The 24048-nt window shown below is 65.9% G+C and carries 27 protein-coding genes; 11 read left to right on the top strand and 16 right to left on the bottom strand.

Translation table 11 applies throughout. The features are described 5' to 3' along the window. Window positions 1-62: 62 nt before the first annotated feature. Window positions 63-239, bottom strand: coding sequence for a hypothetical protein (locus tag KW845_RS17310; RefSeq protein WP_218370575.1), 177 nt, complete (start codon window positions 237-239; stop codon window positions 63-65). 122 nt (window positions 240-361) lie between these two features. Here KW845_RS17310 and urtA point away from each other — a divergent pair, with 122 nt between their 5' ends. The 6 genes from urtA (at window position 362) to KW845_RS17280 (ending at window position 6759) form a co-directional block, all read left to right on the top strand. Next, window positions 362-1612 (top strand): urea ABC transporter substrate-binding protein, encoded by a 1251-nt coding sequence (gene urtA / locus KW845_RS17305; RefSeq protein ID WP_218370574.1) that lies wholly within the window; start codon window positions 362-364, stop codon window positions 1610-1612. A 21-nt stretch (window positions 1613-1633) separates the two neighbouring features. After that, the gene (gene urtB, locus KW845_RS17300) at window positions 1634-3259 is read left to right on the top strand and encodes an urea ABC transporter permease subunit UrtB (protein WP_218371411.1); all 1626 of its coding nucleotides are present in this window, start codon (window positions 1634-1636) and stop codon (window positions 3257-3259) included. Between the two features lie 26 nt (window positions 3260-3285). Continuing rightward, window positions 3286-4377, top strand: coding sequence for an urea ABC transporter permease subunit UrtC (urtC, locus tag KW845_RS17295; protein WP_370628269.1), 1092 nt, complete (start codon window positions 3286-3288; stop codon window positions 4375-4377). Then, window positions 4374-5225, top strand: coding sequence for an urea ABC transporter ATP-binding protein UrtD (gene urtD / locus KW845_RS17290; protein ID WP_218370572.1), 852 nt, complete (start codon window positions 4374-4376; stop codon window positions 5223-5225). Before urtC ends, urtD begins: the two co-directional genes overlap by 4 nt. Window position 5226: 1 nt before the next feature. Beyond that, a complete protein-coding gene (gene urtE, locus KW845_RS17285; protein WP_218370571.1) occupies window positions 5227-5925 on the top strand; it encodes an urea ABC transporter ATP-binding subunit UrtE in 699 nt (232 codons plus the stop codon). Window positions 5926-5991: 66 nt separating this feature from the next. Next, window positions 5992-6759, top strand: coding sequence for a LysM peptidoglycan-binding domain-containing M23 family metallopeptidase (locus KW845_RS17280; protein WP_218370570.1), 768 nt, complete (start codon window positions 5992-5994; stop codon window positions 6757-6759). Here KW845_RS17280 and KW845_RS17275 read toward each other — a convergent pair. The 7 genes from KW845_RS17275 to KW845_RS17245 all read right to left on the bottom strand — a co-directional run bounded on the left by KW845_RS17275 (window position 6756) and on the right by KW845_RS17245 (window position 13727). Then, a complete protein-coding gene (locus KW845_RS17275; RefSeq protein ID WP_218370569.1) occupies window positions 6756-8051 on the bottom strand; it encodes an alpha/beta hydrolase in 1296 nt (431 codons plus the stop codon). The genes KW845_RS17280 and KW845_RS17275 overlap by 4 nt on opposite strands. A gap of 102 nt (window positions 8052-8153) precedes the next feature. Continuing rightward, window positions 8154-8630 carry a MarR family winged helix-turn-helix transcriptional regulator gene (locus KW845_RS17270; RefSeq protein WP_218370568.1) on the bottom strand — a complete coding sequence of 159 codons (477 nt, stop codon included), beginning with the start codon at window positions 8628-8630 and terminating at the stop codon, window positions 8154-8156. Between the two features lie 31 nt (window positions 8631-8661). Further along, entirely contained in the window at window positions 8662-9630 is a 969-nt protein-coding gene (locus KW845_RS17265) for a tripartite tricarboxylate transporter substrate binding protein (RefSeq protein WP_218370567.1), read from the bottom strand. An 88-nt stretch (window positions 9631-9718) separates the two neighbouring features. Next, on the bottom strand, window positions 9719-9898 hold the full coding sequence (locus KW845_RS17260; RefSeq protein WP_218370566.1) for a hypothetical protein: 180 nt from the start codon (window positions 9896-9898) through the stop codon (window positions 9719-9721). Then, on the bottom strand, window positions 9891-11513 hold the full coding sequence (locus KW845_RS17255; RefSeq protein ID WP_218370565.1) for an FAD-dependent oxidoreductase: 1623 nt from the start codon (window positions 11511-11513) through the stop codon (window positions 9891-9893). The genes KW845_RS17260 and KW845_RS17255 overlap by 8 nt, the downstream gene beginning before the upstream one ends. A 222-nt stretch (window positions 11514-11735) precedes the next feature. Next, entirely contained in the window at window positions 11736-13241 is a 1506-nt protein-coding gene (locus KW845_RS17250; protein ID WP_218370564.1) for a tripartite tricarboxylate transporter permease, read from the bottom strand. A 21-nt stretch (window positions 13242-13262) separates the two neighbouring features. Further along, the gene (locus tag KW845_RS17245) at window positions 13263-13727 is read right to left on the bottom strand and encodes a tripartite tricarboxylate transporter TctB family protein (protein ID WP_218370563.1); all 465 of its coding nucleotides are present in this window, start codon (window positions 13725-13727) and stop codon (window positions 13263-13265) included. Window positions 13728-13950: 223 nt separating this feature from the next. Between KW845_RS17245 and KW845_RS17240 the strand changes: the two genes are divergently transcribed. After that, window positions 13951-14400: a MarR family winged helix-turn-helix transcriptional regulator gene (locus tag KW845_RS17240; RefSeq protein WP_370628247.1), complete on the top strand. Its 450-nt coding sequence runs from the start codon at window positions 13951-13953 to the stop codon at window positions 14398-14400. A gap of 204 nt (window positions 14401-14604) precedes the next feature. Here the strand turns inward: KW845_RS17240 and KW845_RS17235 are convergent, their stop codons facing one another. Next, entirely contained in the window at window positions 14605-15117 is a 513-nt protein-coding gene (locus tag KW845_RS17235; RefSeq protein ID WP_218370562.1) for an acyl-CoA thioesterase, read from the bottom strand. Window positions 15118-15277: 160 nt separating this feature from the next. Here KW845_RS17235 and aqpZ point away from each other — a divergent pair, with 160 nt between their 5' ends. Beyond that, on the top strand, window positions 15278-15982 hold the full coding sequence (aqpZ, locus tag KW845_RS17230) for an aquaporin Z (RefSeq protein ID WP_218370561.1): 705 nt from the start codon (window positions 15278-15280) through the stop codon (window positions 15980-15982). Window positions 15983-16018: 36 nt separating this feature from the next. Here the strand turns inward: aqpZ and KW845_RS17225 are convergent, their stop codons facing one another. After that, window positions 16019-17026, bottom strand: coding sequence for an MBL fold metallo-hydrolase (locus KW845_RS17225; RefSeq protein ID WP_218370560.1), 1008 nt, complete (start codon window positions 17024-17026; stop codon window positions 16019-16021). Between the two features lie 49 nt (window positions 17027-17075). Beyond that, on the bottom strand, window positions 17076-17990 hold the full coding sequence (locus KW845_RS17220) for a LysR substrate-binding domain-containing protein (protein WP_218370559.1): 915 nt from the start codon (window positions 17988-17990) through the stop codon (window positions 17076-17078). Between the two features lie 117 nt (window positions 17991-18107). On the opposite strand from KW845_RS17220, the gene KW845_RS17215 reads away from it, so the two are divergent. From KW845_RS17215 to KW845_RS17205, 3 genes are read left to right on the top strand one after another with little or no spacing between them, the layout of a single operon-like run. Continuing rightward, the gene (locus tag KW845_RS17215; protein WP_218370558.1) at window positions 18108-18368 is read left to right on the top strand and encodes a DUF2917 domain-containing protein; all 261 of its coding nucleotides are present in this window, start codon (window positions 18108-18110) and stop codon (window positions 18366-18368) included. Next, window positions 18365-18988 carry a 2-hydroxychromene-2-carboxylate isomerase gene (locus tag KW845_RS17210; protein ID WP_218370557.1) on the top strand — a complete coding sequence of 208 codons (624 nt, stop codon included), beginning with the start codon at window positions 18365-18367 and terminating at the stop codon, window positions 18986-18988. The genes KW845_RS17215 and KW845_RS17210 overlap by 4 nt, the downstream gene beginning before the upstream one ends. A gap of 28 nt (window positions 18989-19016) precedes the next feature. Continuing rightward, window positions 19017-19772: an SDR family oxidoreductase gene (locus tag KW845_RS17205; RefSeq protein WP_218370556.1), complete on the top strand. Its 756-nt coding sequence runs from the start codon at window positions 19017-19019 to the stop codon at window positions 19770-19772. A gap of 10 nt (window positions 19773-19782) precedes the next feature. Here KW845_RS17205 and KW845_RS17200 read toward each other — a convergent pair whose 3' ends face one another. From KW845_RS17200 to trpE, 5 genes are all read right to left on the bottom strand, one after another. Further along, complete coding sequence (locus KW845_RS17200; RefSeq protein WP_218370555.1) at window positions 19783-19950, bottom strand: hypothetical protein; 168 nt, start codon at window positions 19948-19950, stop codon at window positions 19783-19785. 84 nt (window positions 19951-20034) lie between these two features. Continuing rightward, window positions 20035-20823, bottom strand: a complete 789-nt coding sequence (gene trpC, locus KW845_RS17195) for an indole-3-glycerol phosphate synthase TrpC (protein WP_218370554.1) — start codon at window positions 20821-20823, stop codon at window positions 20035-20037. Continuing rightward, the gene (trpD, locus tag KW845_RS17190; protein WP_218370553.1) at window positions 20820-21851 is read right to left on the bottom strand and encodes an anthranilate phosphoribosyltransferase; all 1032 of its coding nucleotides are present in this window, start codon (window positions 21849-21851) and stop codon (window positions 20820-20822) included. The genes trpC and trpD overlap by 4 nt, the downstream gene beginning before the upstream one ends. A gap of 14 nt (window positions 21852-21865) precedes the next feature. Next, a complete protein-coding gene (locus KW845_RS17185; RefSeq protein WP_218370552.1) occupies window positions 21866-22432 on the bottom strand; it encodes an aminodeoxychorismate/anthranilate synthase component II in 567 nt (188 codons plus the stop codon). Window positions 22433-22491: 59 nt separating this feature from the next. Next, a complete protein-coding gene (trpE, locus tag KW845_RS17180) occupies window positions 22492-24012 on the bottom strand; it encodes an anthranilate synthase component I (protein WP_218370551.1) in 1521 nt (506 codons plus the stop codon). Window positions 24013-24048: the final 36 nt, after the last annotated feature.

Genomic DNA, 24048 nt, shown 5'->3' with positions numbered 1-24048 from the left:
TTTGCAGCCGATGGAACGACTATCGGGCGGGCTGCTGAGTGCATTGCGTGCCGGCTTTTGGATCATGCGGGCGCACCGGCTTCGCGCATGAGCGCACCGATGCCGTGCATGTGCACCAACATCGACAGCGCGTCGGCATGCGGCGCCGGCCCGCTGGCTGCACCCCCCGGCCTGCCGCGCAAGCCGCGCCCCATGGCGCCTTGCGCGCTGTCGGCCGGTGAGTGGCATCGAGTTGGCATAGGAATTGCTTTGACCCTGATGCACGCGTTGCCGTGGCGTTCGCGATGCGGGCGGCTTTCTTTCGATGCACAGGCTGATCACGCCGGCGCTGCCGGCCCATTCAAGAAAAAGGATCCAAGCGATGAAGCGCAGACTCGTACTGAAGCAGTTGACCGCCGCCAGCCTGATGGCGCTGGCAGGCTGGGCACCCGGGGTGCTGGCGGCCGACACCATCAAGGTGGGCATCCTGCATTCGCTGTCGGGCACCATGGCAATTTCCGAAACCTCGCTCAAGGACGTGGCCTTGATGGCGATCGAAGAGATCAACGCGCAAGGGGGCGTCTTGGGCAAGAAGCTGGAACCCGTGGTGGTGGACCCGGCATCGAACTGGCCGTTGTTTGCCGAGAAAGCCCGCCAACTGCTCGCGCAGGACAAGGTGGCGGCGGTGTTCGGATGCTGGACTTCGGTATCGCGCAAGTCGGTGCTGCCGGTATTCAAAGAGCTGAATGGCCTGTTGTTCTATCCGGTGCAGTACGAAGGCGAAGAGCTGGAGAAGAATGTCTTCTATACGGGCGCGGCGCCCAACCAGCAGGCCATTCCCGCGGTGGAATACCTGATGAGCGAAGACGGCGGCGGCGCCAAGCGTTTCGTGCTGCTGGGCACCGACTACGTGTACCCGCGCACCACCAACAAGATCCTGCGTGCCTTCCTGCATTCGAAAGGCGTGAAGGATGAAGACATCCAAGAGGTCTACACGCCGTTCGGGCACTCCGACTACCAGACCATTGTCGCCAACATCAAGCGCTTTGCCACCGGCGGGCGCACCGCCGTGGTCTCGACGATCAATGGCGATTCCAACGTGCCGTTCTACAAGGAACTGGGCAACGCTGGCCTGAAAGCCACCGACGTGCCGGTGGTGGCCTTCTCGGTGGGCGAAGAAGAACTGCGCGGCGTCGATACCAAGCCGCTGGTGGGGCACCTGGCCGCCTGGAACTACTTCCAGTCGATCAAGAATCCGGTCAACGCCGCGTTCATCGAGAAATGGAAGGCCTACGCCAAGGCACACAACCTGCCGAATGCCGCCACCGCGGTCACCAACGACCCGATGGAAGCCACCTACGTCGGGATTCACATGTGGAAGCAAGCCGTCGAAAAGGCGGGCACGACCGATGTGGACCCTGTCATCGGCGCCATGGGCGGCCAGACCTACGCGGCACCGGATGGATTCACCATCCAGATGGACCAGACCAATCATCACTTGCACAAGCCGGTCTACATCGGCGAGATCCAGGCCGACGGCCAGTTCAGCGTGGTGTGGAAGACCAAGGGGCCGATCCGCGCCGAGCCGTGGAGCCCGTACATTCCCGGCAACGAAAGCAAGCAGGGCCTGTAAGCCCACGGGGACGAGGCGATGATGCGCAGCGCGTTTCTTGCACGGCTCGTGCTGGGCCTGGCGTCGGCCTGGCTGGCCGCGGCTTGGCTGCCGGCCGCCGCGGCGACCGGCCTGTCCCCGGCCCTGCTGGCGCCCCTGGCGGGCGACGATACCGGCGCCAGGCTGGACGCCATCGCCGGGCTGGGGGCGGCGCCCGAGCCACAAGCGGTGATGGTGCTCGAGGCCCTGGGCAGCGACCGCCTGTATGCGGCACCGGATGGCAGCCTGTGGGTGGACACGGGCGCCGGTACGGTCGACGCCGCCACGGGCCAAGCTGGGGTCTTGCCGCCGCAGGCCGGCGCGGTATCGGTGAACAACCGCCTGCGTCGCGCCATCGCGGCCGCGCTGGCCACGGCGCGGCTGCATGCGCCCGATCCCGCGCAGCGACTGGCTGCCGCGCAGAGGCTGCAGCGCGGCACCGAACCGGCGGCCCTGCCCATGCTGGAAAAAGCGTTGGCCGGCGAGCCCGATGCACAAGTGCGGGCCGCGCTGCAGATCGCCGTGGCCACGCTGCAATTGCAGAGCGACGCAGCAGCAGTGCGGCGCCAGGCCGCCGAAACCTTGGGCCACAGCGGCAACGCGGCATTCCGGCCGATGCTGGCGGCGCTGTTGCAGCAAGATGCGCAGGGCCGGCATGCCGAGCCCGATGCCGAGGTGCGCGCCGCCGCCGGCACCGCCTTGCATCGCATCGAGCGCCACCTGTCGATGGTGGAATGGGTGGGCAACCTGTTCTACGGCATCAGCCTGGGCAGTGTGCTGTTGCTGGCGGCACTGGGCCTGGCGATCACCTTTGGCCTGATGGGCGTCATCAACATGGCGCATGGTGAACTGCTGATGATAGGCGCGTACGTCACCTATGCCGTGCAGGCCCTGTTCCGGTCGTGGTTTCCCCAATGGATGGACGCCTACGTGATCGCCGCGCTGCCGGTGGCGTTCGTGGCGACGGCCCTGGTGGGCATGGCGCTGGAACGCACGGTGATCCGTTGGCTTTACGGCCGGCCGCTGGAGACCTTGCTGGCCACCTGGGGCATCAGCCTGATGCTGATGCAGGCGGTGCGCACGCTGTTCGGTGCGCAGAACGTCGAAGTCAGCAATCCGTCCTGGATGAGCGGCGGCTTGACGGTCATGGGCAGCCTGGTGCTGTCGTACAACCGCATCGCCATCATCGTGTTCGCGGTGCTGGTGGTGGCCTTCGTGTGGCTGCTGCTGAACCATACCCGCCTGGGCCTGTTCGTGCGGGCCATTACCCAGAACCGCCGCATGGCGGATTGCGTGGGCGTGCCGACCGGCCGGGTCGACATGCTGGCTTTCGGGTTGGGCTCGGGAATCGCCGGGCTGGCCGGCGTGGCGCTGTCGCAACTGGGCAATGTGGGGCCCGACCTGGGTCGGGCATACATCGTCGATTCGTTCATGGTGGTGGTGCTGGGCGGCGTGGGCCAGTTGGCCGGCACCGTCGTGGCCGCGCTGGGCCTGGGCGCCATCAACAAGTTCCTCGAGCCTTATTCCGGAGCCGTCATGGCCAAGATCACCATCCTGGCGCTGATCGTGCTGTTCGTGCAGAAGCGGCCGCAGGGCCTGTTCGCGCCGCGCGGCAGGAGCGCCGAATGAACGCCGCCACGTTGAACCCGGCCGCCATGCGCCGCCCTTTGTTCAGCCCGCGCGCCTGGGCCGCCCTGGCCATCGCCACGGCCCTGCTGGCGCTGCTGCCTTGCCTGAACCTGGTCTTTCCACCGGGCCACACCCTGCATGTGCCGGCGTATGCGGTGGCGCTGCTGGGCAAGTTCATGTGCTACGCCCTGGCGGCCCTGGCGCTGGACCTGGTGTGGGGCTATGCCGGCATCCTGTCGCTGGGGCATGGCTTGTTCTTCGCGCTGGGCGGCTACGCGCACGGCATGTACCTGATGCGCGCCATCGGCCGCGATGGCGTCTACCAGAGCGATGTGCCCGACTTCATGGTGTTCCTGAACTGGAAAGCGTATCCCTGGTACTGGGCGTTCACCGACCACTTCTGGTATGCCATGCTGCTGGTGGTGCTGGTGCCCGGGGGGTTGGCTTTCCTGTTTGGCTACTTTGCCTTCCGCTCGCGCATCAAGGGCGTGTACTTTTCCATCATCACGCAGGCGCTCACGTTTGCGGCCATGCTGCTGTTCTTTCGCAACGACACGGGTTTCGGCGGCAACAACGGCTTTACCGATTTCAAGCGCATCCTGGGTTTCGACATCACGGCGCCCGGTACCCGCGCGGCGCTGTACTGGGTGACGCTGGCGGTGCTGTTGGGTGCCCTGGTGCTGGCACGCGCGGTGACGCAGTCCAAGCTGGGCCGCGTGCTGACCGCGGTGCGCGATGCCGAAAGCCGGCTGCGTTTCATCGGCTACGAGCCGCTGGGTTTCAAGCTGTTCGTCTGGACCCTGTCGGCCGTGATGTGCGGCGTGGCGGGCGCACTGTACGTGCCGCAGGTAGGCATCATCAACCCCGGCGAGATGTCTACCGAGAACTCCATTGAAATGGTCATCTGGGTGGCTACCGGCGGGCGCGGCACCTTGATCGGCCCCATCATCGGCGCGGGTGCCGTCAATGGCCTGAAGACCTGGTTCACCAGTGTGTTCCCCGAATTCTGGCTGTACGCGCTGGGCCTGATCTTCGTGCTGGTGACCTTGTTGTTGCCGCAGGGCATTGTCGGTCTGGTGCGGCGCTGGATGGCGCGCCGCCAGGAGCACACCGCATGAGTATTGAATCGCGCAACCCCGCGGCCGCCGGGCCGGACGACAACGGCGGACCGAGCGGGCAGGCCTCGTACGGCCGGGTCAATCCGGCGGGCGTCGACACCACGCACGGCGCCATTCTGTACCTGGACGGCATTACGGTCAGTTTCGACGGGTTCAAGGCCCTGAACGACCTGACGCTGGACATAGGCGTGGGCGAGCTGCGCTGCATCATCGGCCCCAATGGCGCGGGCAAGACCACCATGATGGATGTCATCACCGGCAAGACGCGCCCCACCGCAGGCACCGCGTTTTTCGGGCAGAACATCGACCTGGCCACGCTGAACGAGGCGCAGATTGCCCACGCCGGTATCGGCCGCAAGTTCCAGCGGCCCACGGTGTTCGAACAGCACACCGTGTTCGAGAACCTGGAACTGGCCATGAAGACCGACAAGCGGGTGCGCCCCACGCTGTTCGCGCGGCTGACCGGCGAGCAGGCCGACCGCATTGCCGAGACCCTGGCCTTGATACGCCTGGCCGATGCGGCGCACCGGGTGGCGGGCCTGCTGTCGCACGGGCAGAAGCAGTGGCTCGAGATCGGCATGCTGCTGATGCAGGAACCGCAACTGCTGTTGCTGGACGAGCCCGTGGCCGGCATGACCGACGCCGAGACCGAGCGTACGGGAGAACTGTTGAACGAGCTGCGCGGCCGCCATTCGCTGATGGTGGTGGAACACGATATGGATTTCGTATCGCGCATTGCCGACGGCGGCAAGGTGACCGTGCTGCATGAGGGTTCGGTACTGGCCGAAGGGACCATGGCGCAGGTGCAGGCCGACGCGCGGGTCATCGAAGTCTATCTGGGGCGCTGACATGCTGGAAATCCAGGCCATCGATCAATACTACGGCGGCAGCCATACGCTGCGCGGCGTCTCGCTATCGTTGCGGCAGGGCGAATGCCTGGGCTTGCTGGGCCGCAACGGCGTGGGCAAGACCACCTTGCTGAAGTGCCTGATGGGTGTCCTGCCCACGGCCGGCGGCAAAGTCATCTTCGACGGGCGCGACATCTCGCGCTTGCCACCGCACCGGCGGGCCGCGCTGGGCATGGCCTATGTGCCGCAGGGGCGCGACATCTTCGCCCGGCTGACCGTGGAAGAGAACATCGTCATGGGCATGGCGCGCTTTCCAGGCGCCCGGGCACGCCGCATCAAGGAAGAGGTATTCGAGCTTTTCCCGGTACTCGAAAGCATGCTGGGCCGCCGTGGCGGCGACCTGTCGGGTGGCCAGCAGCAGCAGCTGGCCATTGCCCGCGCGCTGGTGGCCGAGCCGCGGCTGATCATCCTGGACGAGCCCACCGAGGGTATCCAGCCGTCCATCATCAAGGATATCGGCCGCGTCATCCGCCTGTTGCGCCAGCGCGGCGACATCGGTATTTTGCTGTGCGAACAATATTTCGATTTCGCCCATGAACTGGCCGACCATTTCGTGGTGCTATCGCGCGGCGAGGTCGTGGCCCAGGGGCCGCGCACCGAGATGGGCGGCGATGACGTGCGGCGCCATTTGTCGGTATAGCGCCGTAGCGCTTGATTCAAATGCACAAGCCTGTTACAGCGTTTCTTGTTACCCTTCTGGGCGAGGATGTTCCCGATTCCAGCCTTTTATACCGATACGCTGTCAGTGCCCGTTATTCCGACCCTACCTGCTTCGCCCGCGGCCGCCCGCCGCCCCCGAACCACGCTTGCCTGGCGCCGCGCCGGCACCGTGCTGTGCGCCAGCCTGCTCATGCTGCTGGCAGCCTGCAGCTCGACCAAGGTCGGGCCAGGGTATTACCGCGTGCAGTCGGGCGACACGCTCAGCAAGATCGCGCGCGCGCACAACACCAGCGTGTCGGAACTGATGCGCTTGAACAACTTGTCCAACCCCAATCGCATCAGCAAGGGGCAAGTGCTGCGCGTCAATGCCAAAGGCGGCGCGGCACCCGCGCCCACTGCCGGCAGCGCGCCGGCCCCGTCGCCGGCGGCGTCCGCGGCCGCCGTGCGCGGCATCAAGCTGGTATGGCCGGCCGACGGCACCGTCACGCATCGCTATAACGGCAGTTCGTCCAAGGGCATCACCCTGGTCAACAAGGCCGGCACACCGGTGCGGGCGGCTGCCGCGGGCAGCGTGGTGTATGCCGGCAATCGCCTGCGCGGCTACGGCAATCTGGTGATCGTGCAGCATTCCGGCGACTTCCTCAGCATCTACGCCCACAATAGCAAGATGCTGGTCAAAGAAGGGCAGAAGGTATCGCAGGGCCAGCAGATTGCCGAGATGGGCAGCACCGACCGCAGCGGCCCGGGGCTGTATTTCGAATTGCGCCATCGCGGCCAGCCGGTCGACCCGTCGGGCGCCTTGCCGCCGCGCTAGCGTTCCCGCAGCAGCGTCCTGACGCGCGCTTCATAGTCGGGCGGAAACGCCCAGAAGCGCAGTCCTCCCGATGTCACATGGGATTCAAGCCCACGTTCTTGCGGAGGCTTGTGCCACAGGAACTGCATGAGCACATCGCTGCTGACCCAGGCATTCCCGTACCAGAACCCATGCGCGCGGCGATGCAGGCCGGGAATTTTGCGCGAGTCGATGTTGATGATGTCGAAATTCTGGCGCTTCGATGCGTCCGTCACGAAGCGCCATTGTTCTGAATCCAGCACCTCGCGGTTGGGTCGGCCCGCTCGTGCGATGCCCTGGTGGCGGGCTGCCAGCCGCAGCGCACTGTCATTCATGTTGGCGCTCAGGGTGACCCGGCTGGTAAATGGGATGTACGTGCTCAGGTCGGCCACGAAGCGGTCCACATCTTCATCGGGTGCTGCAAAATAGACCTGGCCCAATCGCAGGCGGGCCCGGACATCTTCCGGCGACTCGCCCTGGCGCGGGCGCGACAGCACCGCCAGCCCTTCGCTGGCAATCCGCGCGCCCGCGCTGAACGCCAGGATATTGATGTGCTCGGCATCGGTATGCGCGAGCAGCATATCCACCAGCCGGGCAAACGCCGGCACCGATGCGCGGGCCACGCGCACGTCGGTCGCGTATGACAGCAGGCTGCCGGCGGACGGCCACAAGAACGCCAGGACGACCGCCTGCCGGCCGGTAAAGTGATGGAACTGTGCCGCCTGCGCCGTGCCGCGCCACACGGCGTTGTTGAAGCCATGCACATAAACGATCAGGTCTTTTTGCGGGCTGGCGTCCAGCGCCCGGTTGATGTCCGCGAGGAACGCGCGTGTCTGCGCGTTGGGCGCGGTCTCGTTGCCGATGTCGAACGAGGCCTGTTCGTCCAGGCGCTCCAGGCTCAGTATGGGACGCCCGCGCTCGACGTCGGACGTGGACAAGGCCGTTATGCGGTCCCAGTCGAGCGTTCCGTCGCCGATGCGGACCAGCGCCGTGCCCAGGCGCAGCGTGTCGCTGGGGAAAATGGTGTAGACCGGCTGGCGCGATTCGAGGAGCACCGCGCGGTTGGTGGCGTAGAACAGGGAGATGAATGAGCTTTTTCCGTTCTGCCCGCCGCGCGCGAAGGGGTCGACGTAGCCCGTGGTGAATTTCAAGGGCGTGGGCATCAGCCGCACGGGCGATGAACAGCCCGTTAGCACCAGTGCGCAGGCAGCAAGGGCCAACACCCTGATGAGCTTGCAGGTACCCGCCACCGCCTTGCCATTGCCGAGCATCATGTCTGCCGTCATTTGGTTGGAAAAGGCTGACGCTAGTGTTGCATGCGCTATCTTAATGCGAGTGTTTCGATGCGTGCAGGCCTGCGCACCGGCGCGCGGCCGTCACGCCCCTTCGGCATCGGCATCGGCCATGTGCGCAATGACGCGGTCCAGCATGGCGCCCAACTGGGCCTGTTCTTGCTTGCTCAGGCAACCGAAAATCTCATCGTTGCGGCGAGCGATCAGCGCCACGATCCGGGCGTAGCGTGCCTGGCCTTCGCCGGTAGGCATCAGCAGCACGCCGCGCGCATCGTTCTCGCACGCCTGTTTGGTGACCAGGCCGCGCTCGACCAGGGCCTGGGCCGAGCGGCTGGCCTGGCCCTTGTTCAGGTTGGCGGCCCGGGCCAGCTCGTTGACCGACAGGGGCGCGTAGCGGCCGATGGCCGCCAGGCAGCGCGCCTCGCCCAGCGGCAGGCCGCAAGTATCCTGGTACGCGCGGTTGCTGTCGCGGTCGGACACCTTGTTGACCACGTGCATCCGGTAGGTCAGGAAGCGTTCGAGGGCGGGCAGGGAAGCGGGGGCGTTGGCTTGGGCAGGCATGGTCCGGGTGGCGGGCAGGGCCCGCCATCGGTCAGTTGATGGTGATTTTGCTGTCGCGGATGACCTTGCCCCATTTCTCGCGCTCGGCCTGGGCATAGGCGGTCATTTCCTGGGGCGTGCTGGGGATGGCTTCCAGGCCCATGGCCTTGAATTTCTCGCGTACCTCGGGGGTATCCAGTGCGCCCCGCAAGGCCGTATTCAGGCGCTCGACGATGGCATCGGACGTACCTTTGGGCACCGCCAGCCCCTGCCAGGCATAGGCCTCGAAATCCTTCATTCCCAGTTCGATCAGCGTGGGCGTGTCGGGCATCGAATCCAGGCGCTTGGCGCTGGCCACCGCGATGGCGCGCAGACGGCCCGACGCGATGTACTGCTGGCCGGTGGCCGAATCGATGAACATCATGGGTACCTGGCCGCCGATCACATCCTGCACGGCCGGCGCCGCCCCGCGATAAGGCACATGCACCAGGGGCAGGCCGGTGCGCAGGCGAAACAGCTCGGTGGCCAGGTGGTGCGGGCTGCCCGAACCCGGCGAGGCGTAGTCGACCCCGTTGGACTGCGATTTGATCCAGGACGACAGCTCGTCCAGCGTCTTGGCCGGCACCGACGGGTTCACCACCAGGATCATGGCGAAGCGCGCCATCAGGCCTACTGATTTCAGGTCCGTGGCGGGGTCGTACGACAGTTTCGGATACAGCGCGGGGTTGGCGGCCAGGGTCGCGGTGTCGGCCGACAGCATGGTGTAGCCGTCGGGCTGCGCGCGCGCCACATAGTCGGCGCCGATCGCGGTGGCCGCGCCCGGTTTGTTGGCAATGACCAGCGCCTGGCCCAGCGATTGGCTCATCTGCTGGGCCAGGGTGCGGGCCACGATATCGGTGCCGCCGCCGGCCGGATAGGGCACGACCCATTCGATGGCACGGGTGGGGTAGTCGGCAGCCTGGGATGCGGTGGCGCCGGCGGCCAGCAGCAGGGCGGCTGCGGCCTTCAGGTAACGGTTCATGCGTTGTCTCCGTATTGTGGGTGCTGCGATCTTGGCAATGGGTACGGCAGGGGGTGATGCAAACAGGTACTGCTATCGGGTACGGCAATCAGGCCCGCGCGGCTTGCTCGGCCTGCTCGATCAGGGCCAGCACGGGCGCGGCCGCATCCTGCCGGCTGATCAGCGACAGGCAGAGCGCCGACAGGAACAGCGGCGCCTGGGCGTCGCCGACCCGCGTCAGGGCTTGTGCCAATTGGGTGTAAGCCAGGTCCAGGTCGGATTCAGTCATGGCGGGCCTGCTGCGTAAAAGGATGATAAGGCGCCAGCGCCAGGCGCGCGACGGATATGTCTGCCTGCCGCCAACGGCCCAGCACATAGCCGTCGGGGCGAATGGCGTACAGCGTGCCTGGCCGGGCACCGTAGCGCTCACAGGCCTGCCCGTCGGCGTCGTGCAGGGCGGCGCCGGGCGCGCGGCCGATCGACAGGATGCGCAACGGCGTGGCGGCCTGCGCCAGGTCTGCCAGCGGTGCAAGCGCGGCCGGGTCGCAGTCGAAGGCCAGCACGGTGAACGCCCGGCCGAATTGCCGGGTCAGGTGGCAGGTCTTGCCGTCTTGCCGCACCCGTGCCTCGGGCGCGGGTTCGCCGGGGGCGGCCTGCGGGCCAGCCTGGGGCACGCCGTCGGCCGCATTCAAGGCCGAGCCCCGGTACGAAATCGGCGATGACTGGCGCGGATTGATCAGCGAACACACGCTGGGGTCGGCCAGCGACAGGCGCAGCGCGGCCTCGCGCAGCAGCCGGAAACCGTAGTCTGGCGGCGCCATGAATTCGGTGCTTTTCGCGCCATAGCTCAGGTTCTGGCGGGTGGCATGCACGCGTTCCTGGCTGTAGCTGTCCAGCAGCGTATCGTCGGCGTGGCCGCGCAGTACCCAGGCCAGTTTCCAGGCCAGGTTGCCGGCATCGTCCAGGCCGGAATTCAAGCCGCGCACGCCGAAGATCGGCACCAGGTGCCCGGCATCGCCCGCGAACAGCACGCGGCCGTGGCGGTAGCTGTCCAGCGTCAGGCACTTGGCGTTGTACATCGAGATCCACAAGGGCTTCCACGGCTCGGTCTCGCCGATCATGTCCAGGTGGCTTTGCACGCGCGGCAGCACGTTCTCGGGCTGCACGGCGGCTTGCGCATCTTCGTCATCGCCGATCTGGTAGTCGATGCGCCATACGTTGTCGGGCTGGCGGTGCATCAGCAGGGTAGAGCCAGGGTTGGACGGCGGATCGAACCAGGCCAGCCGTTCGGTGGGGCGCGATGACGCCTGCTCGATATCGACGATGACGTAGCGGCCTTCGTACTGCATACCGTGCAGGGCCAGGCCCAGTTGCTCGCGCACGGTGCTGCGGCCGCCATCGCAGGCCACCACCCAATCGGCCCGCACGGTGTGCGAGCCGTCGGCATTGTCGATGCATACCGTGACGCCGGCGGCGTCGGGCCGTACCTGCGCCACCCGGCTCGACCAGGCCACCTGCGCGGGCGCCCGGCCGCGCTGCGAGGCCTGGTGGGCATACGCCTCGATGTAGTACTGCTGGATGTTGACCATCGGCGCATAGCGCTGGGTGGGGTCGCTGGGCATCTCGAAGCGCAGCACTTCCTGGTTGCGGTAGTAGCTGCGCCCGCTGTTCCAGGGCAGCGCCTTGCCCACCAGCGGCCGGTCGGCGCCGATCCACGACAGAATCTCTTGCGAGCGGCGCGATATGCAAATGGCGCGGCTGCCCGTGCAGTAGCCGTCATCGGCCTCGACCGTCAGCGAGGCGATGCCGTACTCGGCCAGCAGCGCCGCCAGTGCCAGCCCCACCGGGCCACCCCCGGCGATCAGGACGGCTACATGGGCAGGCAACGGGGCAGGGTCCGTCATGCCGGGTCTCCTTGTATTAGTTGTGTGCGCAACTATATAAGGATTTGGTTGCGTGCACAACTATTATTGATTTGAGTCAATGCAAAAGGTGTGGTTGTGGCGTACGCCAAGTAACAGGGCAAAAAAAAAGGTGTCAGGCGCCTTGGGGCACCTGACACCTGTTCACGCAGCGTGTCGTCCGTTGGCAGATGCCGGGCGGGTCCGGCACCTGCTTTCGATGCGTCAGTCCTCTTCGACGAAGGTTTCCTGGCGCTTCTTGCGAATCGACGGCAGCGCTACCAGCACCACCAGTACGGCGGCGGCGGCCAGCAGTGAAGCCGACAGCGGACGCTCGACGAAGGTGAAGAAGTCACCGCGCGACAGCAGCAGGGCACGGCGGAAGTTCTCTTCCATCATGGGGCCCAGTACCAGGCCCAGCAGCAGCGGCGCGCCTTCGCACTTCAGTTTCGCCCAGAAGTAGCCGATGACGCCGAAGATTGCCGTGGTGTAGATGTCGAACGTGTTGTAGTTCAGCGAATACACGCCGATCGTGCAGAACACCAGGATGGCCGGGAACAGGATGCGGTAGGGCACCTTCAGCAGCTTGACCCATATGCCGATCAGCGGCAGGTTCAGCACCACCAGCATCAGGTTGCCGATCCACATCGAGGCGATCAGGCCCCAGAACAAGTCCGGGTGGCTGGTCATGACCTGCGGGCCGGGCTGGATGTTGTGGATGGTCATGGCACCGACCATCAGCGCCATCACGGCGTTACCCGGGATACCCAGCGTCAGGAGCGGGATGAACGAAGCCTGCGCGCCCGAGTTGTTGGCCGATTCAGGGCCGGCCAGGCCGGCCGGGTGGCCCTTGCCGAAGCGCTCGGGTTCCTTCGACAGCTTCTTTTCCAGCGTGTAGGACGCAAAGGCCGACAGCACCGAACCGCCGCCGGGCAGGATGCCCAGCATCGAACCCAGTGCCGTGCCGCGCACGATGGCAGGGACGGCTTCCCGGATTTCCTGGCGATTGGGGTACAGCGAACCGATCTTGTCCTGCAGCTCGACGCGGTTTTCCTTTTGTTCGAGGTTGGACAGGATTTCGGCGAAGCCGAACACGCCCATGGCCACGATGGCGAAGTCGATGCCGTCTTGCAGTTCGGGGATGCCGAAGTCGTAGCGGGCCACGCCCGAGTTGACGTCGGTGCCCACCATGCCCAGCAGCAGGCCCAGCAAGATCATGCAGATGGCCTTGGGCAGCGAACCCGAGGCCAGCACCACGGCGCCGATCAGGCCCAGGGTCATCAGCGAGAAGTATTCGGCGGGACCGAACTTGAAGGCGACTTCGGCCAGCGGGGGCGCGAAGGCGGCGATCAGCATGGTGGTGACGCTGCCTGCAAAGAACGAGCCGATGGCAGCCAGCGACAATGCTGCCCCGGCGCGTCCATTGCGCGCCATCTGGTGCCCATCGAGCACTGTCACCACCGCTGATGTCTCGCCTGGCAGGTTGACCAGGATGGCGGTGGTGGACCCGCCGTATTGCGTACCGTAATAAATGCCTGCCAGCATGATCAGGCCGGCCACCGGGGGCAGCACGTAGGTGATCGGCAGCAGCATTGCGATGGTGGGAACCGGGCCCAGCCCGGGCAGCACCCCGACCAGCGTGCCCAGGATACAACCCAGCAGGGCGTACAGCAGGTTCTCGGGGGTGAACGCGACGGAGAATCCGAGCGCGAGGTTATCCAGCAATTCCATGATGTTGTCTTCCCCTGTTTTTTAGTTCAAGCCAAGAAACGCCGGCCACAGCGGGAAGATCAATCCCAGGCCCTTGATGAACGCCAGCCAGCAGAACGCCACAAGGCAAATGCCGTTGATCAGCGACACGCGCCAACTGAATTCGTGGCTGGCAATGCTGCTACCCACGACCAGGATGAACAGCGATACATAAAGGCCCAGCGGGCGCAGCAGCAACCCGAACAGGACGACGGAACCGATGATGATGAACAGGATCTTGAAGTCGAACTTGTCGATCTTGGTTTCAGTGGCCTTGGCGGAGATCGCGCCCAGGGCGACTGTGGCGCCCAGGATGGCCAGGCAGACACCTAGCCAGAAGGGAAAATAGCCGGGGCCCATGCGGGCGGATGTGCCCATGTTGTATTGGGTGGCCCCAAGCGCAAATCCTACGCCGATCAGGGCGAACATCACCCCCGACCAGAAGTCTTGCTTGTTCTTTAGCTGCATAGAAGGTCTCCGTATTGTGCCGTGCCAGGTTGCTGAAACCCGAGAGGCGGAGACGCAGTGCCGGAGGACGCATGAGGCTTGGACATGAAACGTATAAAAAAAAATATGGCACGGCGGCGCGAGCCATATCGGGTTCTGCAAGCGTCCGGACACTCAGCGCACCGCCAGCACGCATAGTCCAAGTCGAATTGATCGTATCACGATGTAGTTTAGAATTCTGTTGGTGAATCCTCTAACTATCCGGGGGGCCGATATCGAAACGCGGGAATTGCAACCGGCCGATTTCGCCACCTTGGCCGAGTTCCGCTACGCGCTGCGGTGCTTCACCGTTTTCAGCGAAGCCGAGGCTCACGGCCAGGGTTTGTCGCCGCAGCAGCATCAGGCCTTGCTTACCATCAAGGGTAGCGGGGCGCAGGCCCTTACCGTGGGCGAACTGGCCGAAAAACTCTGCATCAAGCACCACAGCGCGGTTGAACTCATCAGCCGGCTGGTGCGCATGGACATGGTCTCCCGTTCCATGGATCCGGCCGACGGCCGTCGCGTGCGCGTCACCCTGACGCCACTGGCCGAGACCAAGCTGCAAGCCTTATCTGCCGTGCATCTCGAACAATTGCGCCGCATCGGGCCGCTTTTGATCAAATTGCTGGATAAATTCGGCCCCGCAATTCGTTGAAAAAATGTACGGCAGATGGACACTGGGGGCGAAGGGCGGGCCGTTTGCCAACCGGCCGGCGCGGCGGCAAGCCGCGCCGCGGCGCTCTCTCGGGGCCATGCAAGTGGCCTCGGCGCACAGGGCCGAATACAAAACTAGGGAAAATCCCAAGGCGTTGGCAGCCCTTTTCGTTGCGATGCCGCAACAACGAGCCGCCGATTCCATTTATGCGCTGCTATCCACCGACGGGTCTTGCGCCCGCCGCTTGATTTCCTGGTGATGCTTTTCCATTGCCTGGCGCAGTTCGCGGCGCTCGCGCGCGGCGTCGTGCCGCTGCTTTTCTTCCAGCGTATGCAAGGCTAATTGAGGTACCGCCGTGGGCTGGCCCTGATCGTCCACCGCCACCATGGTGAAAAAGCAGCTATTGGCGTGGCGCACGACCTGTCCGCGGATGTCTTCGGTAATGACTTTGATGCCGATTTCCATCGACGTGCGCCCGGTGTAGTTCACCGATGCCAGGAAAGTGACCAGTTCGCCCACATGGATGGGCTGCCGAAAAACCACCTGGTCGACCGACAGGGTAACGACATAGTGCCCGGCATAACGGCTGGCACAGGCATAGGCAACTTGGTCCAGATACTTCAGAATGGTCCCGCCGTGGACGTTGCCCGCGAAATTCGCCATGTCCGGCGTCATCAGGATGGTCATCGACAATTGGTGGCTGGCTGTCTCTTGCATGGCATGGGGGGCACAGTGGAAAACGCCATGGTAATCGCTGCGCGCAGCGCCGGAATTCCGGGAATACGCTGCGGGCGGCCAGGTGCTCTTTGCAAAGCTTCACTTTGTACTTGATGTGGTTGCGATACGCTCACTGCGGTTTTTCATGGAGAAATGCATCATGTCTTCGTTACCCAAGCGTTGCACGGCCGAGCTCATCGGCACTTTCTGGCTGGTTCTGGGCGGTTGCGGAAGCGCGGTGTTGGCCGCCGGCTTTCCCGAGTTAGGCATTGGTTTCGCGGGTGTCGCATTGGCATTCGGGCTTACGGTGTTGACCATGGCGTACGCTCTGGGCCACATCTCGGGCGGGCACTTCAACCCGGCGGTCACGGTCGGCCTGGCGGTGGGCGGGCGCTTTCCGGCCCGCGAGATCGTGCCGTATGCCGTGGCGCAGGTCATCGGCGCCGTGATCGCGGCCGCGGTGCTGGCCTGGATCGCCAGCGGCAAGCCGGGCTTCGACCTGGTCGCCAGCGGTTTCGCGGCCAACGGCTACGGTGAGCACTCGCCTGGCCAGTACGCCTTGAGCGCCGCGCTGGTGTGCGAAGTCGTGCTGACCTTCGGTTTCCTGTTCGTGATCCTGGGTGCCACCGACAAGCGCGCGCCGGCGGGCTTTGCCCCCATTCCGATCGGCCTGGCGTTGACGCTGATCCACTTGATCAGCATCCCCGTCACCAACACGTCGGTGAATCCGGCTCGTTCTACCGGCCCGGCCCTGTTCGTGGGCGGATGGGCGCTCGAGCAACTGTGGTTGTTCTGGGTCGCGCCGATCGCCGGGGCGATACTCGCGGCGCTGGCTTACCGTTGCGTGGCAAGCGAAGACAAGTAAATTCGACAGTCTGCTGTTACGGCGGCTGTAGCGGTTTCATGGCTTGGCGGGGTGTTGGCGCAGCGGCGCGTATTCTGCCGGTACCCACGCATAGCCCTGGCCATCGGCGCGCACGTGGCCCAGCCCGGGAAAGGGCAGGTGGGCACCGGCTATCCATAGCTGGTTGCGCGCCGCGTCGGCAAAGACTTTCTTGCGGCTGGCCACGGCCTGCGCGCTGTCCACGTCAAACTCGATGGCCACTTCCGGGCGGGCGAACTGCACCGCATGGCTGTGCACGATATCGCCCCAGACCAGCAGGCTTTGTCGTCCCGAGGTGAACAGGTACGAGGTATGGCCCGGCGTATGGCCAGGGGTGGGCACGGCTTGCACGCCGGGCAGCAAGGTGTCGTCGGGCTGGTAGGTCAGGAATCTGCCGGCGGCCTGATAGGGGGCGGCCGAATCGCGCGACATCTTGAAGAACGCCTGGACGTCGGCGGGGGCCTGTGCTGCCACGGTAGCGCTCAGCCAGAAGTCGGCCTCGGCACGGGCCGCGTAGACGTCGGCGTTGGGGAACAGCGTCGTACCTTCGGCGGTCAGCAGGCCGCAGGCATGGTCGGGGTGCAGGTGCGTCAGCAGCACGGCGTCGACCTGCTCGGGCTGGAAGCCGGCGGCGCGCAGATTGTCGGCCAGGCCACCGGCCGTGGGGCCCAGGCAGGGCCCCGCGCCGGTATCGACCAGCACGACCTGCTTGCCGTTCTGCACGACGTAGCCGTTGACCGCGGTCTGCATGCCCGGGTCGAAGGGCACGAACATGCTGGCCAGCAGCGCCTGTATATCTTGTGCGCTGGCGCCGCTGAGAATGGTCGGGTCCAGGTCTACATAGCCGTCGTACAGCGCGGTGACGACGAAGTCGCCCAGCGCCATGCGATAGAACCCGGGGGCTTGGGCAGTCTGGCTCGGGGCGGTGGCCAGCGCGGGGGATGTGCCGCAGGCCAGCAGGGCCGCGGCAGACAGGCTGAGCGCGCACAATGTGCCGCGCGACAGGGAACAGGCCGGAAAGCGCATGAGCAGGGGCTCCGTATGGCAAGCGAGAGTGCGTCGAGAATAGCGCGAATCAACCCGGCACGTGCGCGGTGGCGCGCGCCTGGTCGGCCAGCCAGTCGGCCACGATGTTCACTTCGGCCGAACGCGGCTGCGCGCCGCATATCATCCAGTACGCATGGCGCGCGGCGTTTTGCAGGACGTCGCCCACGGCGACCAGGCGTTGCTGCGCCAGCAGCGGCTCGACCAGCGCGTGCCGGCCCAGCGCCACGCCGTGGCCGGCCAGCGCCGCGTGCACGATCTGGTCGTATTGGTTAAAGCGCAGCATGCCCTTGGGCTGGACCCGGCCCAGTTGGTGGGCCTGCAGCCATTCCGACCATTGCAGCCACGGGCGCGTGGGGTCGTCGAATTCCAGCAGGACCTGGCCGGCCAGGGTGGCCGCGTCGAGCCTGGCGATGCCCAGCAACGGATGCGCCACAGGCACCACGGCTTCGCCGAACAGCCATCGTGCACCGTCGGGCGCCGTCTCGCGCGGGCTGTAGCGGATGGCGATGTCGACGCCATCGCGGTCGATGTCCAGCACGCGGTTGTCGGCCGCCACGCGCACGTCCACCGTGGGGTGGGCGGCCTGGAAATCGCCCAGCCGCGGCAATAGCCAGAGCGACGCCACGCCGATGGTGGTGGTGACGGTGACCGGCGTGCGGCGTTCGGGTGCGCGCCATTGCCCGGCCAGTTCGCCCAACTGTGTCAGCCAGGGGTCGGCCATGCGGAACAGTTGCGCGCCTTCAGAGGTGAACGATACCGAGCGGAAGCCGCGCGACAGCAGCGCGACCCCCAGGTGCGCCTCAAGGGCGCGAACCTGGCGGCTGATCGCCGACTGCGTTACGTGCATGTCTTGCGCGGCGACGGTGATGCTCATGCGCCGCCCCACGGCCACGAACCCGCGTACCAGGTCCAGCGGCGGCAGCTTCGATAAGGGGTATGGCATTCCGGTGGCGCATGTGACTGCGGCGTGGAAATCGGTTGAACAATCATACCCGCCGGGCGTTCAATGGCAACAGACGAGACATGGCCCCCTGGGGCCATGCCGCAGCCAGGAGCCGCCATGGCCAGCCCCGCCATCCAGCTGTATTGCACCCAGGGAATGTCATTGGCCTTGCCGGCCCGGGCTGTCGTGCGCTTGAGGCGCGGCCGCGGGCTGCGTATCCTGTGCGAGTCCGGTACGGTGTGGATATCCGAAGACCGTTGCCGCGAAGACTATGTGCTCGCCGCCGGCGATACCGTGCGGCTGGGCGGCAATCGCGATATTGTCCTGAGCGGCCTGCCCGATGCGCGGGTCGCCTTTATCCTGGAGCCTTCCGCATGAGCGCGTCGCCTGCCTTGCCCTGCGAAATGTGGTTCGATTTCGCCAGCCCCTACAGCTACTTTGCTATCGAGCGGATCGAGCCGCTGGCGCGCCAGGCCGGCGTGCGCGTTGCGCTGCGGCCGTTTCTGCTGGGGCCGATTTTCCAGGCCCAGGGGTGGAACGATTCGCCGTTTCGGCTGTTCCCGGGCAAGGGCGCCTACATGATGCGCGACATCGCGCGCCTGGCCGACAAGTACGGTATCGGCTACCAGCGGCCCAGCCAGTTTCCGCGCATGAGCGTGCTGTCGGCGCGCGTGGCCTTGCTGGGGCAAGACCAGCCATGGGGGCGCAATTTCTGCCGGGCGGTGTTTCGCGCCAATTTCGTCGACGACCTCGATATCCAGGATCAGGACGTCGTGGCCGCCTTGTTGGACGGCCTGGCGCAGGATGGCCCGGCGCTGATCGAACAGGCGTGCCGGGAAAGTACCAAAGAGGCCTTGCGGCGGCAGGTCGACCGCGCGCGCGAACTGGGTATTTTCGGTGCGCCCAGCCTGATGGTGGGCAGCGAAATGTTCTGGGGCAACGACCGCCTCGAAGACGCCCTGCAATGGGCCGCGCGCGGCCCTGCCGCGCAAGCCTAGCGACTTCCCCTTTTCTACGGAGCCCCGCATGCCCTCGTCGGATAAAGTCATGATCGTCACCGGCGCCAGCCGCGGCATCGGCGCCGCCGTTGCCCGGTTGGCCGCTCAACGCGGCTACGCGGTTTGCGTCAATTACCATCGGCGCCGCGATGCGGCCGATGACGTGGTGCGGGTCATCCAGGCCGACGGCGGGCGGGCCATCGCGGTGGCCGCCGACGTGGCCGACGAGGCCCAGATCGTGCAACTGTTCCAGACCGTGGACCGCGAACTGGGCCGTGTCGATGCGCTGGTGAACAATGCGGGCGTGCTGGAAACGCAGATGCGCGTCGAAGACATGGATGCCGCGCGCGTGGCGCGCATCCTGGCCACCAACGTGGTCGGCGCGCTGGTGTGTTGCCGCGAGGCTGTGCGCCGCATGGCGCCACGCCACGGCGGGCGCGGCGGCGCCATCGTCAATGTGTCGTCGGTGGCGGCCCGGCTGGGGTCGCCGGGCGAATATGTCGACTATGCCGCCTCGAAGGGGGCGCTGGACACCCTGACCATCGGCCTGTCGAAAGAAGTGGCGGGCGACGGCATACGGGTCAACGCCGTGCGGCCGGGCACCATCTATACCGAGATGCACGCCAGCGGCGGCGAGCCGGGCCGCGTCGACCGCCTGGCCAGCGCCATCCCGCTGCAGCGCGGCGGCACTGCGCAGGAAGTGGCGGGTGCGGTGATGTGGTTCTTCTCGGACGAAGCCGGCTATACCACCGGGTCGTTCATCGAGGTCTCGGGCGGGAAATAGCCGGCCCCGCCTAGGGCCCCGTGTTCGGATAGTTCGGCCCCGCGTCGTGGAAGCCGCCGTTGCTGTACGGGTTGGCGGCGCCCGGGTGAGGGGGGCCAGGCTGGTGGTCGCCATTGGCGCAACCCGCCATCAGCAGCGCGGCGGCGACAAGCGACAGCAAGCGCAATCGGGATTTCATCGTGTCTCTCCTGGAGCGGATCGTGCACCCATGTTAATCCTCGGCGTGGCCAGCGTGGGCCCGGCTACCATCGCAGCCGGGCGGTCAGCCCATCAGGCGGGCCAGTTCCGTGCCCGGATCTTCCGCGCGCATGAAGGCTTCGCCCACCAGGAAGGCATCGACCTGGTGGCTGCGCATGAGTTTGACGTCTTCGGGCGACAGGATGCCGCTTTCGGTGATGACGCGCTTGCCGGCGGGAATCTGCGGCAGCAGGTCCAGCGTGTTCTGCAGGCGGGTCTCGAACGTACGCAGGTTGCGGTTGTTGATGCCCAGCAGGGGGGTCTTCAGGCTGAGCGCCACGTCCAGCTCTTTGGCGTCGTGTACCTCGACCAGCACGTCCATGCCCAGTTCCATGGCCAGGCCTTCCAGCTCGCGCAAATGGGCGGGCGACAAGGCCGCCACGATCAGCAGCACGCAGTCGGCCCCCATGGCGCGCGCCGAGATCACCTGGTAGGGATCGATGACGAAATCCTTGCGCAGCACGGGCAGCGGGCATGCGGCGCGGGCACGCCGCAGGTTGTCGTGCGAGCCCTGGAAGAACTGCACGTCGGTCAGCACCGACAGGCAGGCCGCGCCATGCATCGCGTAGGTGGCGGCGATGGCGGCGGGGTTGAAGTCATCGCGCAGCACGCCTTTCGATGGCGAGGCCTTCTTGATCTCGGCGATGACGCCGGCCTTGCCCTGGGCGATCTTGTCTTCGATGGCCTGGGCAAAGCCGCGCACGTCTTGCCGGGCCTGCGCTTCGCGCAGCAGTTCGGCTTCGCTGCGCATCTGGCGGGCAGTAGCGACTTCCTCGACCTTGACGGCGAGGATCCTCGCAAGAATGTCGTTCATTTCTGGAATTTCCGGGTATATGCGCAGAACTCTTCCAGCTTGGCGCGGGCCGAGCCGTTAGAAATCGTTTCAAAGGCCAGCGACAGCGCCTGCCCGATGGTATCGGCCTTGTTGCCGGCGTAAATGGCCAGGCCCGCATTCAGGGCGACGATGTCGCGGGCAACGCCGTCGACATTGTCCAGCGCCTGGATGACAAGCGCGCGAGATTCTTCGCGGTTGGCCACCTTGATGCCCCGATTAGACACCATCGAGAGGCCGTAGTCTTCAGGGTGGATCTCATATTCGCGGATTTCGCCGTCTTTCAGTTCGCCCACCAGGGTGGCGCCGCCCAGCGAGGCCTCGTCCATGCCGTCCTTGCCATGCACGATCAGTACATGGCGCGACCCCAGGCGCTGCAAGACGCGTACCTGGATGCCGACGAGGTCGGGGTGGAACACGCCCATCAACTGGTTGGCGGCATTGGCCGGATTGGTCAGCGGCCCCAGGATGTTGAAAATGGTGCGCACCCCCAGCTCTTTGCGCACCGGCGCCACGTTTTTCATGGCGCTGTGGTGGGCCGGGGCAAACATGAAACCGATGCCGACTGCCTGGATGCACTCGGCCACCTGCCCGGGGCTGAGCACCAAGTTGGCGCCCAGGGCTTCCAGCACGTCGGCGCTGCCCGATGACGACGAGGCGCTGCGCCCGCCGTGCTTGGCGATCGGCACGCCGGCCGCGGCGGCCACGAACATCGCGGTGGTCGAGATATTGAACGTATGGCTGCCGTCGCCGCCCGTGCCGCACATGTCCAGCAGGTCTTGCGGGTTGGGCGTGGCGACCGGCGTGGCGAACTCGCGCATGACCTGTGCCGCCGCGGTGATTTCGCCGACGGTCTCTTTCTTGACGCGCAAGCCCATCAGCAGCGCGCTGGCGATCTGCGGCGACATTTCGCCGCGCATCAGCATGCGCATCAGGTGCAGCATTTCATCGTGGAAGATTTCGCGATGCTCGATGCAGCGCGTCAGGGCTTCGGTGGGCGAGATGGTCATGTGTTGTCCCCTTCTTATCGGATGTTCAGGAAATTGCGCAGCAGGTCATGTCCATGCTCGCTCAGCACGGACTCGGGATGAAACTGTACCCCGTACAGGGGCAGCGACTTGTGGCGTACCCCCATGATGTCGCCGTCGGGCGCGGTGGCGGTCACCTCCAGGCAATCGGGCAGGGTATCGGGCGCGATGGTCAGCGAGTTGTAGCGGATCACTGTGTAGGGCGAGGGCAGGCCGGCGAACACATCGGTGCCGCGGTGCGTTACCTGCACCGTCTTGCCGTGCATGATCTGCTGGGCCCGCACGATATCGCCGCCGTAGGCCGCGCCGATGGCCTGGTGGCCCAGGCACACGCCCAGGATGGGCACCTGGCCGGCAAAGCGCTGGATCAGCGCCACCGATACCCCGGCCTCGGCCGGCGAACACGGCCCGGGCGACACGCAAATGCGGTCGGGCTTCAGGGCGGCGATCTCGTCCAGGGTGATCTGGTCGTTGCGGGCCACCCGCACGTCTTCGCCCAGTTCGCCGAAATACTGCACCAGGTTGTAGGTAAAGGAATCGTAGTTATCTAGCATCAAGAGCATGGGGCACCTGCGGAATGGGTTGCGCGGTTGCTTGGAATAGGGGGCGGCTAGGGCGGGCCTTAGATGGGCTCGTCCAGGCCATGCTGCACTTGTTCGGCGGCGCGCAGCACGGCGCGGGCCTTGGCCTCGGTCTCGGCCCACTCGAGTTCGGGGTTGGAATCGGCCACGATGCCGGCGGCCGCCTGCACGTACAGCATGCCGTTCTTGATCACGCCGGTGCGGATGGCGATGGCCACGTCCATTTCGCCGCCGTAGCTCAGGTAGCCGGCCGCGCCGCCGTAGATACCGCGGCGCACCGGTTCGAGCTCGTCGATGATTTCCATGGCGCGCACCTTGGGCGCGCCGGTCAGCGTGCCGGCCGGGAAGGTCGCGCGCAGCACGTCCATGCTGCTCATGCCGGCATTCAGGGTGCCCGTCACGTTCGACACCAGGTGCATCACGTGCGAATAGCGCTCGATGGTCATGGTATCGGTCAGCTTCACCGAGCCCACTTCGGCCACCCGGCCCACATCGTTGCGCGCCAGGTCGATCAGCATCACGTGTTCGGCGACTTCTTTCGGGTCGGCGCGCAGTTCTTCGGCCAGCGCCAGGTCTTGCTCGGGCGTGGAGCCGCGCTTGCGCGTGCCGGCCAGCGGGCGGATGGTGACCTGCGACTTGGCCACGCCGTTGTCGTTGACCTGCTCCTGGCGCACCAGGATCTCGGGCGACGCGCCCACCACCTGGAAGTCGCCGAAGTTCCAGAAGTACATGTAGGGAGACGGGTTCAGCGAACGCAGCGCGCGGTACAGCGACAGCGGCGCATCGCGAAACGGCTTGGCGATCACCTGGCCCACCTGCACTTGCATCAGGTCGCCGGCGGCGATGTATTCCTTGGCCCGGCGCACGGCGGCCAGGTAGTCTTCTTTTTTGAAGTCGCGCCGCTCGTCGGTCTGCATGCTGGCGTGGCTGTACGGGATTTCCACCGGACGGCGCAGGCGCGCGCGCAGGTCCAGCAGGCGGCGCTGGGCGCGGCTGTAGGCCTCGGGCTGGGTGGGGTCGGCATACACCATCAGGTAAGTGCGGCCGGCCAGGTTGTCCACGATCACCAGTTCGTCGACGTGCATCAGCATGATGTCGGGCGTGCCGCCGTCCATGCCCGCCGGGAACGGCTTGACCGCCGGGCCCAGGCGCGGCTCGATGTGCCGCACGGTGTCGTAGCCGAAATAGCCGGCCAGGCCGCCGCAGAAGCGTGGCATGCCGGGACGCACGGCCACCTTGAAGCGGGCCTGGTACTGCTCGATGAAGGCCAGCGGGTCGCCTTCGTGCGTCTCGCTGACCTGGCCGTCGCGCAGTACTTCGGTGGTCGTGCCGCTGGCACGGATCACGGTGCGCGCCGGCAGGCCGATGAACGAATAGCGTCCGAAGCGTTCGCCGCCCACCACCGATTCCATCAGGCAGCTCATGCGGCCGCCTTGGGGGCCGCTGTGGGCCAGCTTCAGGTAGATGGCCAGCGGGGTGTCCAGGTCGGCGTAGGTTTCGGCCACCAGGGGGATGCGGTTGTATCCCTGCGCGGCCAGTGCGTTGAATTCGATCTCGGTCATGTGGGGTCTCGTAGGTTTTCTGGATCTACGGACCGG

Origin of the sequence: Bordetella sp. BOR01 (assembly GCF_019218885.1) — a bacterium.
GTDB lineage: Bacteria > Pseudomonadota > Gammaproteobacteria > Burkholderiales > Burkholderiaceae_B > Bordetella_A.
Note: the sequence above shows the minus strand (reverse complement) of the source record. Positions and strands in the feature narration are given on the sequence as shown.